This is a genomic window from Paenibacillus mesotrionivorans (genome assembly GCF_046098205.1).
Lineage (GTDB): Bacteria > Bacillota > Bacilli > Paenibacillales > NBRC-103111 > Paenibacillus_AR > Paenibacillus_AR mesotrionivorans.
The window spans coordinates 19,486-35,105 of the sequence record NZ_JBJURJ010000023.1 but is presented as its reverse complement, the minus strand read 5'-3'; the positions used below and the strand labels follow the sequence as shown (position 1 = coordinate 35,105).

The window sequence follows — 15,620 nt, the reverse complement described above, 5'->3', positions numbered from 1 at the left end:
CTTTGCGGAGGGCTTGTCTTTATTTTCGGGACACTTTTAATTTAACCGTTTTATGCCATGCCGCATGGGGAGCCGTATGGGATAATAGTGGCAGCTGTTCCAAGGAAAAAGGGGATATGTGCCATGAGTTGGATCATTAGACAAATGCGGGTGCCGGAGGATTATGAGAGGGTGGCGGAGCTCTTGACCACCTGGCAATCCGACCCGGTTACCGTTGACCGGCTGAAGGCGGAGGATGCCATTATTCCGGTTAAGGGTCAATTGAAGCAAAACGATAACAATGAGCTGTGCGGGTATGACCGTATCCGGTGGGTGGTAGTCAAGGAAGAGAGCGGTGAGGCCTGCGGATTTGCTGTTGTGGTCCGGGCAGGCTGGGATGCCCCTGGAGATCTGTTCCTCACGGTGGTGGTCCATCCGGCGGAGACGGGGCAAGGAGCGGGACAGGCACTGTACCGGACAGCGGAGCAATGGGCGGAGAGCGTCAGCGGCTCTCTCTTCAAGCTGTCGGTGCGGGAGGAGGATCAGCGGGCTGTTGCTTTTGCCCAAAAACGGGGATTTACGATTGGCCGGAGGACCTTCGAATCCAAGCTGGATGTGGCAGCGTATAAAGGACCCTCTTCGGTGGATAAGCGCCATGCCCTGGAGAAGGAAGGTATTATATTCTGCAGCTTACAGGAGCTGCCGGGGGAAGAGGAGGAGCGCAAGCTGTACGCTCTTTGCCAGCAGACCCAGCCGGATATTCCCGGCTTCTCGGGTAAACCGCCCATGTACGAGTGGTGGCGCAAATGGACCCTGGAGGCAGACGGAGCGGCGCCGGAACTCATTTTATTGGCTTGCCATGGGGAGAGGATCATCGGCATGGTCCAGCTGTTATGGAACAAAAGCTTCTTGTCCATGTACCATGAATATACCTGCGTGGACAGGGAGTACCGTGGCCGGGGAATTGCTCTTGTTCTGAAGCTTATGGCCATCGAAAAAGCCAGGGAGTGGAAAGCCGCCCACCTGCGCACCCATAACGATTCCATGAACGGTCCGATGCTGCATATCAACCGGGATGTGCTGGGTTTTCAAGCAGAGCCGGGTTTCTATTGGATGGAAAAGAATCTTCGGCCTTGACTTCTTTTGTCGAACATGGGATAATTCTTTTAACCAAATAGCACCTTTAACGGACAGTCCCGTGAGACTGGCAAGGTGAACGATTTCGAAGGATGGGGCGCTGCCTCATCTGTCAAGTTGTGTGCGCAAGAGGATGGTTGTATCCGGTCATGGATCCATCTGTATTTCTATGCGGACGTAGCCGGAATCCGCCCTTCATCAACTCACCCCTGCCGTTAGCGGCAGGGGTTTTCTTGTGCCCTAATGAAAACAATAGGAGGAGATCATGATGCTCATGCAAGAGGAGCATGTGCTGCTGGATGAAACGGCCATCAGACGGGCCTTGACACGGATCGCCCACGAAATTTTGGAGCGCAACCGGGGAGTGGACAACAGCATGCTGATCGGCATCCGTACCAGAGGAATTTATGTGGCCCGGCGGATTGCCGAGCGGATTCAGGAAATCGAGGGTGTCCCCATCGGTGTCGGAGAGGTGGATGCAAGCTCCTACCGGGATGATATCCGGCGCGGTGTAGCCGGACCGCGGATTCAGGCGGACAACCTGTCCATAGAGGGCAAAAAGCTGATTTTATGTGACGATGTGCTGTATACCGGACGGACGGTACGCGCGGCTATGGATGCGCTGATGGACTGCGGCCGGCCCGAGATGATCCAACTGGCTGTGCTGGTGGACCGGGGGCACCGGGAGCTGCCCATCCGACCGGATTATGTAGGCAAGAATGTGCCGACCTCAAGATTGGAATCGGTGGACGTGCAGCTGGCCGAAATCGACGGCAAGGATCAGGTGATTATTCAAAGGAGGCAGCAATCATGATTCAATTGGCGACAGAGAAGCATTTGTTGGGCTTGAAGGGGGTTCCCGCCTCGGAGATTAACGCCATTCTGACCCGCGCTGTATTCTGGGAGCAGTACCCGGCCAAGGCCACTTCCATCCTACAAGGGAAATTTGTAGCCAACATGTTCTTCGAGAACAGCACCAGAACCCGCTTCTCCTTCGAAATGGCCCAAAAACGGCTGGGCGCCCAGGTTCTGAACTTCGCGGCGGCGGTATCCAGCGTGCAGAAGGGTGAATCCATCTACGACACAGTACGGACGCTGGAATCCATGGGTATCGATGCCGGAGTCATCCGGATGAAACCCGAGGGTGTGCTGCAGACGCTGGCGGAGAAGGTGAAGATTCCTCTAATTAATGCGGGCGACGGCAACAATGAACATCCCACCCAGGCACTCCTGGATTTTTATACAATGAAGAAGCAGTTCGGCGATCTGAAGGGTCTGACGGTCTCCATTATCGGAGATGTGAAGCACAGCCGGGTGGCCCGCTCCAATCTGTGGGGGCTGCAGGCGCTGGGCGCCAATGTGAAGTTCTGTGCACCGCCTAATATGCAGGCTCCGGAGCTGGTGGAATTCGCTCCTTATGTAAGCATAGAGGAGGCACTGCTGTCGGATGTGGTGATGCTGCTGCGGGTGCAGCTGGAGCGTCACGAGGACGGGCTGTTCAATTCTGCCGCGGAATACCGGGCGCAGTACGGTCTTACCGTGGAACGGGCCGACAAGATGCAGCCCCATACCATTATCATGCACCCTGCTCCGGTGAACCGGAATGTGGAGATTGATGACGAACTGGTGGAATGCGACCGGTCGCGGATCTTTTCCCAGATGGCCAACGGAGTGCCGATCCGCATGGCGGTAATTGAGCGGGCATTGTCCTGATGGCTGCGGAAGCATGGAGCTGAATCGGCAGCCTCAGGAAAAGTGTTGTATATAGTCTGCATAAAGTGTATAATCTTTGCGATTAGCCTTAATTTTATACGTAGTAAGTGTATATTAATACAAGCGGGGGTTTGGAGCGGCTCAAGAAAATGCGTGAGAAGCAGATAGCACAAAAACAGTAAGGAGGCCAAAATGGGAACCTGGATTATAAACGGCAAGGTCAACACCGGAGGCAATGAGCTGGCAGAGAAGCGGATTTATATCGAGGACGGGGTGATCTCCCGGATGGAGGAGGTGTCCTCCAGGGAGTGGAACGGAGCGGAAGCAGGCGACGAGGTTATCGACGCAGGCGGCAGGCTGGTGGCGCCGGGCTTCATCGACATGCACACACATCTGCGCGAGCCCGGCTTTGAGCATAAGGAAACCATCGCCACCGGAACCCGTTCGGCAGCCAGGGGCGGCTTTACCACCATCGCCTGTATGCCCAACACAAGACCGGTAACGGATAATCCGGAGACCATCAAGCTTATCCTGGAAAAAGCCCGGACGGAGGGCAACGGTGTGCGGGTGCTTCCCTACGGCAGCATCTCCAAGCAGGAGCTGGGCCGGGAGCTGACGGACTTCGCCGCCCTGAAGGAAGCGGGAGCGGTGGCCTTTTCCGACGATGGGGTCGGGGTTCAGAACTCCAAGATGATGAAGGATGCCATGCGGCTGGCTCAAGGCTTGGGAATGACGGTAGTGGCCCACTGCGAGGACGACTCCCTGCTGGAGGGCGCCAGTGTAACAGAGGGGGCTTTTGCCGCCAAGCATGGCTTGAAGGGCATTCCCAACGAGTCGGAGGCCATCCATGTGGGCCGGGACATTCTGCTGGCGGAAGCCACAGGGGTCCACTACCATGTCTGCCATGTGAGCACCGAGCAGTCCGTGCGGCTGATCCGCCAGGCGAAAGCGGTGGGTATCAACGTGACCGCAGAGGTTTGCCCCCATCATCTGATCCTTTCTGATGAGGATATCCCCGGAATGGACGCGGATTGGAAAATGAACCCTCCCCTGCGGACTCCCCGGGATGTAGAGGCGGTGCTGGAAGGACTGGAGGACGGGACGATTGATATTATCGTCACCGACCATGCCCCCCACAGCCCTGAGGAAAAGGCCAAGGGCATGGCCCTTGCACCCTTCGGAATCGTCGGCTTCGAAACAGCCTTCCCGCTGCTGTACACCAAGTTTGTGCAAACCGGACGCTGGACCCTGGAATTCCTTCTGGAGCGTATGACCGGCAAACCCGCAGAGGTATTCGGGCTAAAGCAGGGCAAGCTGGAAGCAGGGGCGGACGCGGATCTGGTGCTGGTGGATCTGGACCGCAGCGCAGCCGTAGATGCGGCTGACTTCCTCTCCAAATCCCGGAACACCCCCTTCATCGGTTGGGAGCTGGCCGGGTGGCCGGTACTGACCATGGTAGCGGGAAAGACGGTCTGGCAGGACGAATAGGCGATAAAAGATGCCCTCAAGCGGGTTTGATGACAGACTCTAGAGAAACCGCTCCACATTTTCGCGATAAAAGGAGAGATCACCATGCAGGTTCAGGCGAGACTGCTTTTGGAAGACGGCACGCTGTTTACGGGCAAAGCCTTCGGCGCAACCGGCGAATCCACCGGCGAGGTCGTGTTTAATACAGGAATTACAGGCTATCAGGAGGTGCTGTCCGATCCGTCCTACTGCGGCCAGATCGTGACCATGACCTATCCCCTGATCGGCAACTACGGCATCATCCGCGACGATTTCGAATCCATGCGGCCCTTTATCCACGGCTTTGTGGTGCGCCATCATGAGGAAACCCCCAGCAACTGGCGGGCCCAGTTCACCCTGGACACCCTGCTGAAGGATTACGACATTACCGGCATCAGCGGCATCGATACCCGGATGCTCACCCGCATCCTGCGCCACCACGGCACCATGAAGGGGCTTCTGACCACCTCCAATGCTCCTCTGGAGGAGCTGAAGGAGCGTCTGGGCGTGGCCCAGCTTCTGCGTGACCAGGTGGACCGGGTTTCCACCAAAAGCGTCTTCGGCTGCCCCGGCACCAAGGAGCGTATCGTACTCGTGGACTACGGCTCCAAAAGCGGCATTATCCGCGAGCTGAGTACGCGCGGTGCAGATGTGGTAGTGGTGCCTCATACCGCTACCGCCGAGCAAATCCGCAAGCTGTGCCCGGACGGGGTGCTGCTCTCCAACGGCCCCGGGGACCCCAAGGATGTGCCCCACGCAGCCAAAACCATCGCCTCCCTGCTGGGTGAACTGCCCATCTTCGGCATCTGCCTCGGGCACCAGCTTCTGGCGCTGGCCTCCGGCGCGGACACCGAGAAGCTGAAGTTCGGCCACCGCGGCGGCAACCATCCGGTGAAGGAGCTGGCCAGCGGCCGCTGCTACATCACCTCGCAGAACCACGGCTACACCGTGAAGGAAGAATCTGTAGAGGGCACCGGTTTGGTGGTCACCCACATCAACAACAACGATAAAACCATCGAAGGCCTGCGTCACACCCAATATCCGGCCTTCTCTGTCCAATACCACCCGGAGGCGGCTCCCGGCCCCTTCGATTCCAGCTACCTGTTCGACGAGTTTCTGGAGATGATCCGCGATTTCAAGGCAGCCAAGCCCTATGTGCCGCAGCAGGCGGCAATGGTGGCGGCATCGGCGCTGAAACACAAAGAAGAAGCCTCTGAAGTGAAAGGAGACCTCCAGTATGCCCAAAAATAATACTCTCAAAAAGATTCTCGTGATTGGCTCCGGCCCCATCGTCATCGGCCAGGCCGCGGAGTTCGACTATGCCGGCACCCAGGCCTGCCAGGCCCTCAAGGAGGAGGGGCTGGAGGTGGTGCTGATCAACAGCAACCCTGCCACCATCATGACCGACACCAATATGGCAGACAAGGTGTATATCGAACCCATCACCCTGGAATTTGTCACCAATATTATCCGCACCGAGAAGCCGGACGGCCTGCTGCCCACCCTGGGCGGCCAAACCGGTCTGAACATGGCGGTTGCCCTGGCCAAGGCGGGAGTGCTGGAGAGGGAGAACGTGAAGCTCCTGGGCACCCAGCTGTCGGCCATCGAGCAGGCCGAAGACCGGGATCTGTTCCGCGATCTGATGCGGGAGTTGGAGCAGCCGGTGCCGGACTCCGCAATTGTCACCACCGTAGAAGAGGCAGTGACTTTTGCCAATGAAATCGGCTATCCCATCATCATCCGTCCGGCTTATACCCTGGGCGGCACAGGCGGCGGCATCTGCTCCAACGAAGAAGAGCTGATTGAGATTGTCAGCTCCGGCATCCGCTACAGCCCCATCGGCCAATGTCTGGTGGAGAAGAGCATCGCCGGCATGAAGGAAGTGGAGTATGAGGTCATGCGGGACGCCAACGACAACTGTATCGTTGTCTGCAACATGGAGAACTTCGATCCGGTTGGCGTACATACCGGCGACAGCATCGTCGTGGCTCCCAGCCAAACCCTGTCCGACCGCGAGTACCAAATGCTCCGCTCCGCGTCGCTGAAGATTATCCGCGCGCTGAATATTGAAGGCGGCTGTAACGTCCAGTTCGCTCTGGACCCCCACAGCTTCCAGTATTATGTCATCGAGGTAAACCCCCGGGTCAGCCGCTCCTCGGCCCTGGCCTCCAAGGCAACCGGTTATCCTATCGCCAAAATGGCCGCCAAAATCGCTGTTGGTTACACCCTGGACGAAATCGTCAACCCGGTTACCGGCCAAACCTATGCCTGCTTTGAGCCGACACTGGACTATATCGTAAGCAAAATCCCGCGCTGGCCCTTCGATAAGTTCATCTCCGCCAACCGGAAGCTGGGCACCCAGATGAAGGCGACCGGCGAGGTTATGGCCATCGGCCGGACCTTCGAGGAATCCATGCACAAGGCGATCCGCTCTCTGGAAATCGGCGTACACCGCCTTTTCCTGAAGGGAACCGATGCGCTGGAGACTGAGGCATTGGAAACCAGACTGAAGCGTCCCGACGATGAGCGGATGTTCCTCATCGCCGAAGCGTACCGCAGAGGCTACACGCTGGATCAGATTCAAGAGCTGACCAAAATCGACTGGTGGTTCCTCTCCAAGCTGCAAGGCATGATCCGCTTCGAAGCGGAAATCGCCCAGCCTGAGCTGACCCGCGAGCTGCTGTGGGAAACCAAACGGATGGGCTTCACCGACCGGGCTGTCGCCGAGATCAGAGCTTTGGCCGGCTGCACGTCCTATGTGAAGGAAGCCGATGTGCGGGCGCTGCGCTTTGAGTTGGGGCTGAAGCCGGTTTACAAGATGGTAGACACCTGCGCCGCGGAGTTTGAGGCCACCACGCCTTATTACTACTCCACCTACGAGACCGAGGATGAAGTCACCGAAACCGCCAAGCAAAAGGTAGTGGTTCTGGGCTCCGGGCCCATCCGTATCGGCCAGGGCATCGAATTTGACTACTCCACCGTCCATGCCGTCTGGGCCATCCAGGAAGCCGGTTTTGAAGCGGTGATCATCAATAACAACCCGGAGACTGTGTCTACGGACTTCAATACCTCGGACCGGCTCTACTTCGAGCCGCTGTTCTACGAGGATGTCATGAACGTCATCGAACGGGAAAAGCCCATCGGCGTGATCGTGCAGTTCGGCGGCCAAACCGCCATCAATCTGGCAGGTCCCCTGACCAAAGCAGGCGTGCGCATTCTGGGCTCCGATCTGGACAGCATCGACACAGCGGAGGACCGGAAGCGGTTTGAGGCGCTGATGAACGAGCTGAACATTGCCCAGCCTCCCGGAGGCACCGTAACCTCTGTGGACCAAGCGGTAGGCACGGCAGCCCGCTTCGGTTACCCGGTATTGGTTCGCCCCTCCTACGTGCTGGGCGGCCGGGCGATGGAAATCGTATACTCCGACAATGAGCTGCTGAACTACATGGAGCGCGCTGTGAAGATTAATCCGGAGCACCCGGTGCTGATCGACCGCTACATGCTGGGCAAGGAAGTGGAAGTGGACGCCATCTGCGACGGCGAAACGGTCCTGATCCCCGGCATCATGGAGCATGTGGAGCGGGCAGGCGTACACTCCGGCGACTCCATAGCGGTATATCCGCCACAAACACTGTCCGATAGAATCAAGCAGCAGATTGTGGATATCACCATCCGCATTGCCAAGGGCTTGAACGTAGTGGGTCTGGTGAACATCCAGTTCGTCATCTACAAGGATGAGGTCTATGTCATTGAGGTGAACCCGCGCTCCTCCCGAACTGTTCCGTTCCTGAGCAAGGTGACCAAAATCCCCATGGCCAATGTGGCTACCCGGGTGATTATGGGCCAAACCCTGAAGGAGCTGGGTTACACCGAAGGCCTGTGGCCGGAGGACGAGTATGTGTCCGTCAAGGTGCCGGTATTCTCCTTCGCCAAGCTTCGCCGGGTAGACACAACCCTCGGTCCTGAGATGAAATCCACTGGCGAGGTTATGGGCCGGGATATTACCTTCGCCAAGGCGCTGTACAAGGGTCTGGTAGGCTCCGGCATGAAGATTCCGCCCACAGGCTCTATGATTGTAACCGTAGCGGACAGCGATAAGAAGGAAGCTATCGAGATTGTGAAGGGCTTCTACGCCATGGGCTACGACATTGTGGCTACCGGCGGCACAGCTCTGGCCTTCGAAGAAGCGGGCATCAACGTGAAGCGGGTTAACAAGCTCTCCGAGGGTTCGCCGAATATTCTCGATCTGATCCGCAACGGCCAGGCCCACTTTGTGGTAAACACCCTGACCAAGGGCAAAACCCCCGAGCGCGACGGCTTCCGCATCCGCCGGGAAGCAGTAGAGAACGGCGTGGTCTGTATGACCTCTCTGGACACGGTGCGGGCGCTCCTGCATACACTGGAGGCCATTAACTTCTCCTCCCGTCCGATGCCGGCCAATGCTGTAACACTGTAAACCCGAACTGACATAAGAAGCCCTGCCCGCAAGTTACGGGAACGTCCTCCGCCAATGGTGGAGCCGCTCCTGAAGGCTTGCGCGCCGGGCTCCTGTCTTGAATGAAGGGTGTTCCCCGTGCGGGGGTAACTCTAAATTATATGAAGGAGGCGTCAACACGTGGCGGAGCTTCAACAACCGGCGGGTGTCCTGAAGGGCAAAACGGCGGCGGAAATCGCCGAACGGATCATTATTCCTCTGGATTATCCGTCTGCCCAGGCAGCCAGCGGACTCCTGGAGAAGCTGCGGGGCATCCCCTGTTACATGAAGGTGGGCATGCAGCTTTTTTATGCGGAGGGGCCAGCTTTTGTACGGAGTCTGAAGGAGCAGGGCTACAAGGTGTTTGTGGACCTGAAAATGCATGACATCCCCAATACCGTTGCAGGTGGAGCGGACTCCATCACCCGGCTGGGAGCGGATATGTTCAACGTCCACGCAGCGGGCGGCAAAGCCATGATGGAGGCAGCGCGGGAAGGAATGGAGCGGGCTCTTGGCCAAAGCGCCGGCGCGCTCAAGCGTCCGCTGCTGATTGCCGTCACCCAACTGACCAGCACCAGCCAGACGGTCATGAACAAGGAGATCGGCATTCCGGGTACCGTGGAAGAAGCTGTTCTGCGGTATGCATCCTTGACCCGGGGTGCGGGGTTGGATGGTGTGGTTGCCTCACCCTTGGAGGTAGCGGCCATTAAAAACGCGGTTGGCTCCCAATTTGTTACGGTAACTCCCGGTGTCCGTCCCGCAGGGGCAGACAAGGGTGACCAGTCCCGGGTGATGACGCCGCGGGAGGCTTTTGGGCAGGGAACCGATTTTATTGTGATGGGCCGTCCCATTACTGCTGCGCCGGACCCGCGGCAAGCACTGGAAACTATTCTGAAGGAGCTGAGCTAAAAGATGCCTAACACCGGAAATCTGAACGCCCTTGCCGGACAAATCGCCAAGGAGCTGCTTAATATCAAGGCGGTGGCCCTGCGGCCGGACCAGCCGTTTACCTGGACCTCCGGCATTATCTCGCCTATCTATTGCGACAACCGGCTGACCATGTCCTACCCGGCCATCCGCAGCCTGATTGCGGACGGCTTCGTGCAGCTGATCCGCCAATATTATCCGGATGCGGAGGTCATCGCCGGAACCGCTACAGCGGGCATTCCCCATGCCGCCTGGGTGGCGGAGCGGATGAACCTGCCGATGATCTACATCCGGGACAAGGCCAAGGGCCACGGCAAGAAGAATCAGATCGAGGGAATGCTTCCCGAAGGCGCCAAAACTGTGGTGATCGAGGATTTGATCTCCACCGGCGGCAGCTCCTTAAAGGCTGCGCTGGCTGTTAATGAAGCAGGCGGCAATGCCCTGGGAGTTGCGGCGATTTTCTCGTATCAGCTGGATCAGGCGGAGGCCACCTTCAACGAAGCGGACATGCCTCTGCACACGCTGTCCAACTATACAGCGCTGATCGGAGAGGCTGTGAAGCAGGGCAGCATCCGGGAATCGGATGTGGAGCTGCTCCAGTCCTGGCGGAAGGATCCGCAGGCGTTCGGCAAAAAGTAAGTTATCGGCTGCGGCGAAATTTCTGCATGCAGCGGCTTATATGCTCCGGTTGCGGAGGCTGGCGGGTGACCCGCGGCTTTTCCGTGGCCGGAGTTTTTTTGGCAGCTCTAGGGCGAGTTTGCAAACAAACCCTGGCTCTAACGGAACTGAAACGCTCTTAGCGGCTTAAAATGGGCCGGTTGAAAATCTAACGGAATTGAGAAGCCCTTAGCAGGAAAAAATAGGCGGTGGCTAGTCTAAATAGGCGTCTAAGAGTCGCCGGGTTCCGTTAGATTTCAGATCAGCCGGATTTTAGCTTCTAAGAGCCGCAGAGTTCCGTTAGCTTTGATACGGGGGCATATTAAGGCTTTCTCATCTGCCGGTGGGCCATGGCATGTCTTTCCTTGATTCAGGCCGCGTAAACAGCCTCTCAATCTTCCTACCTTTTCAAGCCCCTCCCGCACCGCTATAATAGATAGGTGGGTTCAAGAAGCAGATCCGACAGGATCTGGAGAAGGGAAGGAAATCATTCATGCCGTCCATCCAAATTGTTGCGGACAGCACATGCGATTTAACGCCAGACATGATCCGGGACCATAACATCCGGATTATACCGCTCCATGTTGTGTTCGGTGACCGTACATACCGCGACGGTGCGGATATGACCACCGCCGAATTGTATGAGAAAGTGGAGAAGGAAGGGGAGCTCCCCAAAACAGCGGCTCCCTCGCCTGCTGATTTTGTCCAGTCCTTCGAGAACATCGTCCGTGAGGATAAGCGCATTGTATACATAAGCATTTCTTCCGAATTGTCGTCCACGTACCAGAATGCGGTCATTGCCAGCCGGGAATTCCCCCAAGGCACCATTGAAGTGGTGGACTCCCGCAATTTGTCCACCGGCATCGGGGTGACGGTGATGAAGGCCGTGGACTACGTCAAGGCTGGAATGGATGATCTGTCGGAGCTGGCTAACCGGCTTCGGGACGATACGGCGCTGGTAGAGTCCGAGTTTGTCATCGATACCCTGGATTACCTCCACAAAGGTGGACGCTGCAGCGGCACTCAGCTGGTGATCGGCAGTCTGCTGCGGATCCATCCGGTGATCAAGGTGGTGAATGGCTCCATGATCGTCGCGGAGAAGCTGCGCGGGAAGATGGATAAGGTGGTGCAAAGCCTGCTTGACCGGGCCTTAAGCCACAAGGAAACCATTGACCCCAAACGGATTTTCGTCACCCATTCCCTGGCTGCGGAGAATGCGGCCTGGGTCAAGGGAGAGCTGGAGAAGCAGTTCCCCGGCAGCGAGGTTATTGTCACCAATGCCGGCTGCGTCATCTCAAGCCACTGCGGTCCCGGCACCGTAGGGATTTTGTTTGCCAAACGCCCGGCATAACCAGGTTGCTTCACACGAAACCCGCACTTCCGAAAGGAGGTAGCGGGTTTTGTCTATGTTCCCGGAGCATTCCAGAGTATTCCGGGGCATTCCGGCACTCGGGACATTCGCCATTTACCCCGGTAGTATCGTCCTTCCCTCCGGTTTTCCATTGAAGGCGCCTCCTGTATGCTTATTACAGTAAGCCCTTTCATAACAGCAGAGAAGCGGGAAACGGAGGAGTTAAGGATGGAAATGGCGACGGTTAAAGCCGTCAAGGAAACGGCGCTGCCCTACAGGCGCCTCAAACGGATATGGAAATACAAGCTGCTTTATGTACTGCTGCTGCCGGCATGCACATGGGTATTCATCTTTGATTATTTGCCCCTTCACGGCATCAGAATCGCTTTTATGGATTATAATTCCATCCAGGGTTACGCTGGCAGCCACTGGGCCTGGTTCAAATATTTCCGCATGCTGGTGGAATCGGAGATGTTCCGCAACTCCTTCAAGAATACCCTGATTATCAGCCTGTACAAAATGATCAGCGGCTTCGTATGCCCTATTGTGCTGGCGCTGGCCTTAAACGAAATCCGTACCATATGGTTCAAAAAAACGCTGCAGACTGCCGTGTACCTTCCCCGGTTTGTCTCCTGGGTGGTCTATGGCGGCATCATTACGCTCCTGCTGTCTCCTGAAACCGGTCTCATCAATAAGCTGGCCGGGCTTCTGGGGATGAAGCCGGCCTACCTGCTGGCCGATCCGGCATCCTTCCGGTTTATTCTGGTGCTGACGGATGCCATGAAGGAAATGGGCTGGGCAGCCATCATCTATATTGCGGCTATTGCCGGACTCAATCCCGAGGTTTATGAAGCGGCGGTTATGGACGGAGCGGGACGGCTCCACCGTATTTTGCATGTGACTCTGCCGGGGATTACCGATACCATCATCGTCATTTTTATCCTCCGGGTAGGCTACATCATGAGCGCCGGGCTGGATCAGATCATCAACCTGTATAACCCTATGGTATTTGAAGTGGGGGATATTCTGGACACCTATATCTACCGGATTGGCATTGAGCAGTTCAACCTGAGTCTGGCGGCGGCAGCGGATCTGATCAAGGGCATAATCGGACTGATCCTGGTTCTTCTGGCCAATCAGGCGGCCAAACGGGTGAATGATTCGGGGATTTTTTGAGAAGGGGGCATTTTACCGTGAAAATGAGCAAAGGCGAAGCTTCCTTTGTAACAGTCAACTATACGCTGCTAACCGCCATGACGCTGATCATCGTTCTGCCGTTCTGGTATGTGCTCGCCGTATCTGTCACGCCGTACCATGTGTTCAGCGAGAAAAACGGGCTGATCCTGTTTCCCCGGAGCTTCAGCCTTCAATATTACGAATATTTGCTGGCCAAAGGCTCCCTGGTCTATTCCTCTTATGCTAATACACTGCGCAATACGGCCGGGGGTGTGCTGCTGGCTCTGTTTCTGACCGTGTCAGCGGCTTATGCGCTCTCCGAAAAGAAGCTGCCCGGCAGGCGGATCATCCTCCTGTATTTTATTTTTACGATGCTGTTTAAGGGCGGGATGATCCCCGCCTATATCAATATCAAAGCGCTGGGGCTTTTGAACTCCAACCTGGTGCTGATCCTGGTGATGGCTTACAGCGCGTTTAACATGATTATCATAAAGTCCTTCTTCGAGGGAATCCCGGAGAGCCTGAAGGAATCGGCCTCCATCGACGGCGCCTCCGAATTCCGGATTCTGTGGCAGATTGTCCTGCCTCTGTCCCTGCCCGTTATGGCCACCATCAGCCTGCTGTATATGGTGGTGTATTGGAATGACTTCTTCAACGCCATGCTGTATGTGACCGATTGGGGCAAAGCACCTGTCCAGCTGGTGCTGCGCACGATCATCGCCAACTCCAGCCTGCCCCCGGAGCTGCTGGAGGCCGCAGGCTCCGCACCGCCTCCCACCATCGGCATTCAGATGGCAGCGATTGTAATTGTTGCTTTGCCGATGATGATCATTTACCCCTTTGTCCAGAAATATTTCGAACAGGGGATGCTGCTGGGCTCTGTGAAAGGTTAGGATCTGCGGCATCCGCTGCGGAATTATATATAAATATCCTCAAGGAGGTCAAGCCAATATGGCGACTATCGAGAGAAAATTATCCATGGGTATGCTTGCCGCCGCTTTAGCGGGCACCGTGACGCTTGTTGGATGCGGTAATGACAACGGGGAGGGACGGGCTTCTGCTCCTCCGCCGGCGGCTTCAGCAGGCAGTGCTTCGGCGGGAGCGGGAACACAAGCCCCGGCAGCTCCCTACGAGATCAAATTCCTCAAGTCCCAGGATATTTCCAAGCCGTATGATTACACCAAGGATGCGGTTCTCCAGGCCATCGAAAAAAAGCTGAATGTCAAGATCATCCCGGAGATGGTGGATCTGCAGCAGTACAAAACCAAGCTGAACCTGAAGATGGCCGGCGGTGATATTCCTGATGTAGTGGTCAAAATTGACTTCGCCGATGACTTCCAGAAGTACGCCCAGCAGGGGGCTTTTACGGATCTGACCTCGTTGTTGAACGAAAAGGATACGCCCAATATTATGCGTGAGGTACCGCCGGAGGTTTTCGAAAAAACCAAGGTGAACGGCAAAATTTACGGCCTCCCCTTCCAGGGCGGCCCCGGCGCCGGATACCGCTGGAATTTGGCTATGCGCAAGGATTATCTGGACAGCACCGGCTCCGCAATTCCCAAAACACTGGACGACTACTACAATCTCCTTAAGAAGATCAAAGCGGCGAAGCCGGAAGTGATCCCGTTGGGCGGATATACGGCGCAGATTGGCCAGTCCAAGTATGCCAATAACTCCTTCGACCATATCTTCGGCGCTTTCGGCGTCACGCCCGGCTATTTCATGGAGAAAAATGGCGAATTCAGCAGCTATGATACCGATCCCAAAACCAGAGAAGCCCTCCTGCTTCTGCAGAAGATGTATGCGGAAGGCCTGATTGACAAGGAATTTCCCACTATCAAAGAGGAGCAGCTGCGGGCGAAGCTGTACAGCGGCAAGCTGTTTTCCTGGATGGGCTGGTGGTCCACAGCCAATGATTACGATACTCAGATCGAAGCCAATGAGCTGAAGAAAAGCGGCAAGCTGGCCGCGGACGGCAGCCTCCCCAATCAGGTGGAGCAGCCCTTCAAGTATTTGGCTCTGACCGGCTCCCTGCTGGGTACCGACGGCAAAGCGGTGGCTCCAGCCGGAGCGCCCTTCGCCCAAATGACCGCCATCAGCGCCAAAACTAAGGATCCCAAGCGGGCGCTGGCCATTCTGGAGAATTCCCTGACTCCGGAAAATCAGATGCTCACTGTCTGGGGGATCGAGAATGAGGATTATAATATCGTGGACAACAAGCTGAAGATGGTGACGGACATTGTTGATCCGAAAACCCAGGTGGACAAAAACGGCCATTACCGTGGTGTGCAAAGCTATCTGGTCTCCCCAGGCCTGAAGGGCTGGCCGCGTTATCTGGAATCGGTGCCGCTGCGCAACGCCCAGGCGTTGGATATTGCCATCAACAATAAATACCAGATTACCGACGCCTCCAATTATCTGGACTCCCCCACCAAAATTGAGAAGCTGACCGAGCTGAATACCATGCGCGACTCGGTGTTTACCCAGATTATTATGGGCGGGGATATCAAGAAGTTCGATGAATTTGCGGAAAAATGGAGGGCTCAGGGCGGAGCACAGATTCTGAAGGAGCTGGGAGCTTCATTCCAGAAGAAAGCTGGGAAATAAATCCTGACCCGCGGATGCATGAGGCAGGATACGCAAAACCGGGCGGAGAATACGAATAAAGGGAACGGTGAAGTCCAATAACGGCTCCTAAGG

Annotated in this window: 12 protein-coding genes; all 12 read left to right on the top strand. The window is 56.4% G+C overall.

What is annotated here, in order from left to right; genetic code table 11:
• Window positions 1–123 precede the first annotated feature (123 nt).
• A complete protein-coding gene (locus ACI1P1_RS26600) occupies window positions 124–1,116 on the top strand; it encodes a GNAT family N-acetyltransferase (RefSeq protein ID WP_416219553.1) in 993 nt (330 codons plus the stop codon).
• A 268-nt stretch (window positions 1,117–1,384) separates the two neighbouring features.
• Window positions 1,385–1,930, top strand: coding sequence for a bifunctional pyr operon transcriptional regulator/uracil phosphoribosyltransferase PyrR (gene pyrR, locus ACI1P1_RS26595; protein WP_416219615.1), 546 nt, complete (start codon window positions 1,385–1,387; stop codon window positions 1,928–1,930).
• Complete coding sequence (locus ACI1P1_RS26590) at window positions 1,927–2,829, top strand: aspartate carbamoyltransferase catalytic subunit (protein WP_416219551.1); 903 nt, start codon at window positions 1,927–1,929, stop codon at window positions 2,827–2,829. The genes pyrR and ACI1P1_RS26590 overlap by 4 nt, the downstream gene beginning before the upstream one ends.
• Before the next feature lie 192 nt (window positions 2,830–3,021).
• Window positions 3,022–4,317: a dihydroorotase gene (locus ACI1P1_RS26585; RefSeq protein ID WP_416219550.1), complete on the top strand. Its 1,296-nt coding sequence runs from the start codon at window positions 3,022–3,024 to the stop codon at window positions 4,315–4,317.
• A gap of 84 nt (window positions 4,318–4,401) precedes the next feature.
• The gene (gene carA / locus ACI1P1_RS26580) at window positions 4,402–5,586 is read left to right on the top strand and encodes a glutamine-hydrolyzing carbamoyl-phosphate synthase small subunit (protein ID WP_416219549.1); all 1,185 of its coding nucleotides are present in this window, start codon (window positions 4,402–4,404) and stop codon (window positions 5,584–5,586) included.
• Window positions 5,573–8,791, top strand: coding sequence for a carbamoyl-phosphate synthase large subunit (gene carB, locus ACI1P1_RS26575; protein WP_416219548.1), 3,219 nt, complete (start codon window positions 5,573–5,575; stop codon window positions 8,789–8,791). Before carA ends, carB begins: the two co-directional genes overlap by 14 nt.
• Window positions 8,792–8,950: 159 nt before the next feature.
• The gene (gene pyrF / locus ACI1P1_RS26570) at window positions 8,951–9,718 is read left to right on the top strand and encodes an orotidine-5'-phosphate decarboxylase (protein WP_416219547.1); all 768 of its coding nucleotides are present in this window, start codon (window positions 8,951–8,953) and stop codon (window positions 9,716–9,718) included.
• 3 nt (window positions 9,719–9,721) lie between these two features.
• Window positions 9,722–10,375: an orotate phosphoribosyltransferase gene (gene pyrE, locus ACI1P1_RS26565; protein WP_416219546.1), complete on the top strand. Its 654-nt coding sequence runs from the start codon at window positions 9,722–9,724 to the stop codon at window positions 10,373–10,375.
• Window positions 10,376–10,886: 511 nt separating this feature from the next.
• Window positions 10,887–11,744, top strand: coding sequence for a DegV family protein (locus ACI1P1_RS26560; RefSeq protein WP_416219544.1), 858 nt, complete (start codon window positions 10,887–10,889; stop codon window positions 11,742–11,744).
• A gap of 228 nt (window positions 11,745–11,972) precedes the next feature.
• Entirely contained in the window at window positions 11,973–12,920 is a 948-nt protein-coding gene (locus ACI1P1_RS26555; protein ID WP_416219543.1) for an ABC transporter permease, read from the top strand.
• 23 nt (window positions 12,921–12,943) lie between these two features.
• Window positions 12,944–13,813: a carbohydrate ABC transporter permease gene (locus ACI1P1_RS26550; RefSeq protein WP_416219614.1), complete on the top strand. Its 870-nt coding sequence runs from the start codon at window positions 12,944–12,946 to the stop codon at window positions 13,811–13,813.
• Between the two features lie 58 nt (window positions 13,814–13,871).
• Window positions 13,872–15,527: an extracellular solute-binding protein gene (locus tag ACI1P1_RS26545; protein ID WP_416219542.1), complete on the top strand. Its 1,656-nt coding sequence runs from the start codon at window positions 13,872–13,874 to the stop codon at window positions 15,525–15,527.
• The last annotated feature ends 93 nt before the right edge of the window (window positions 15,528–15,620 follow it).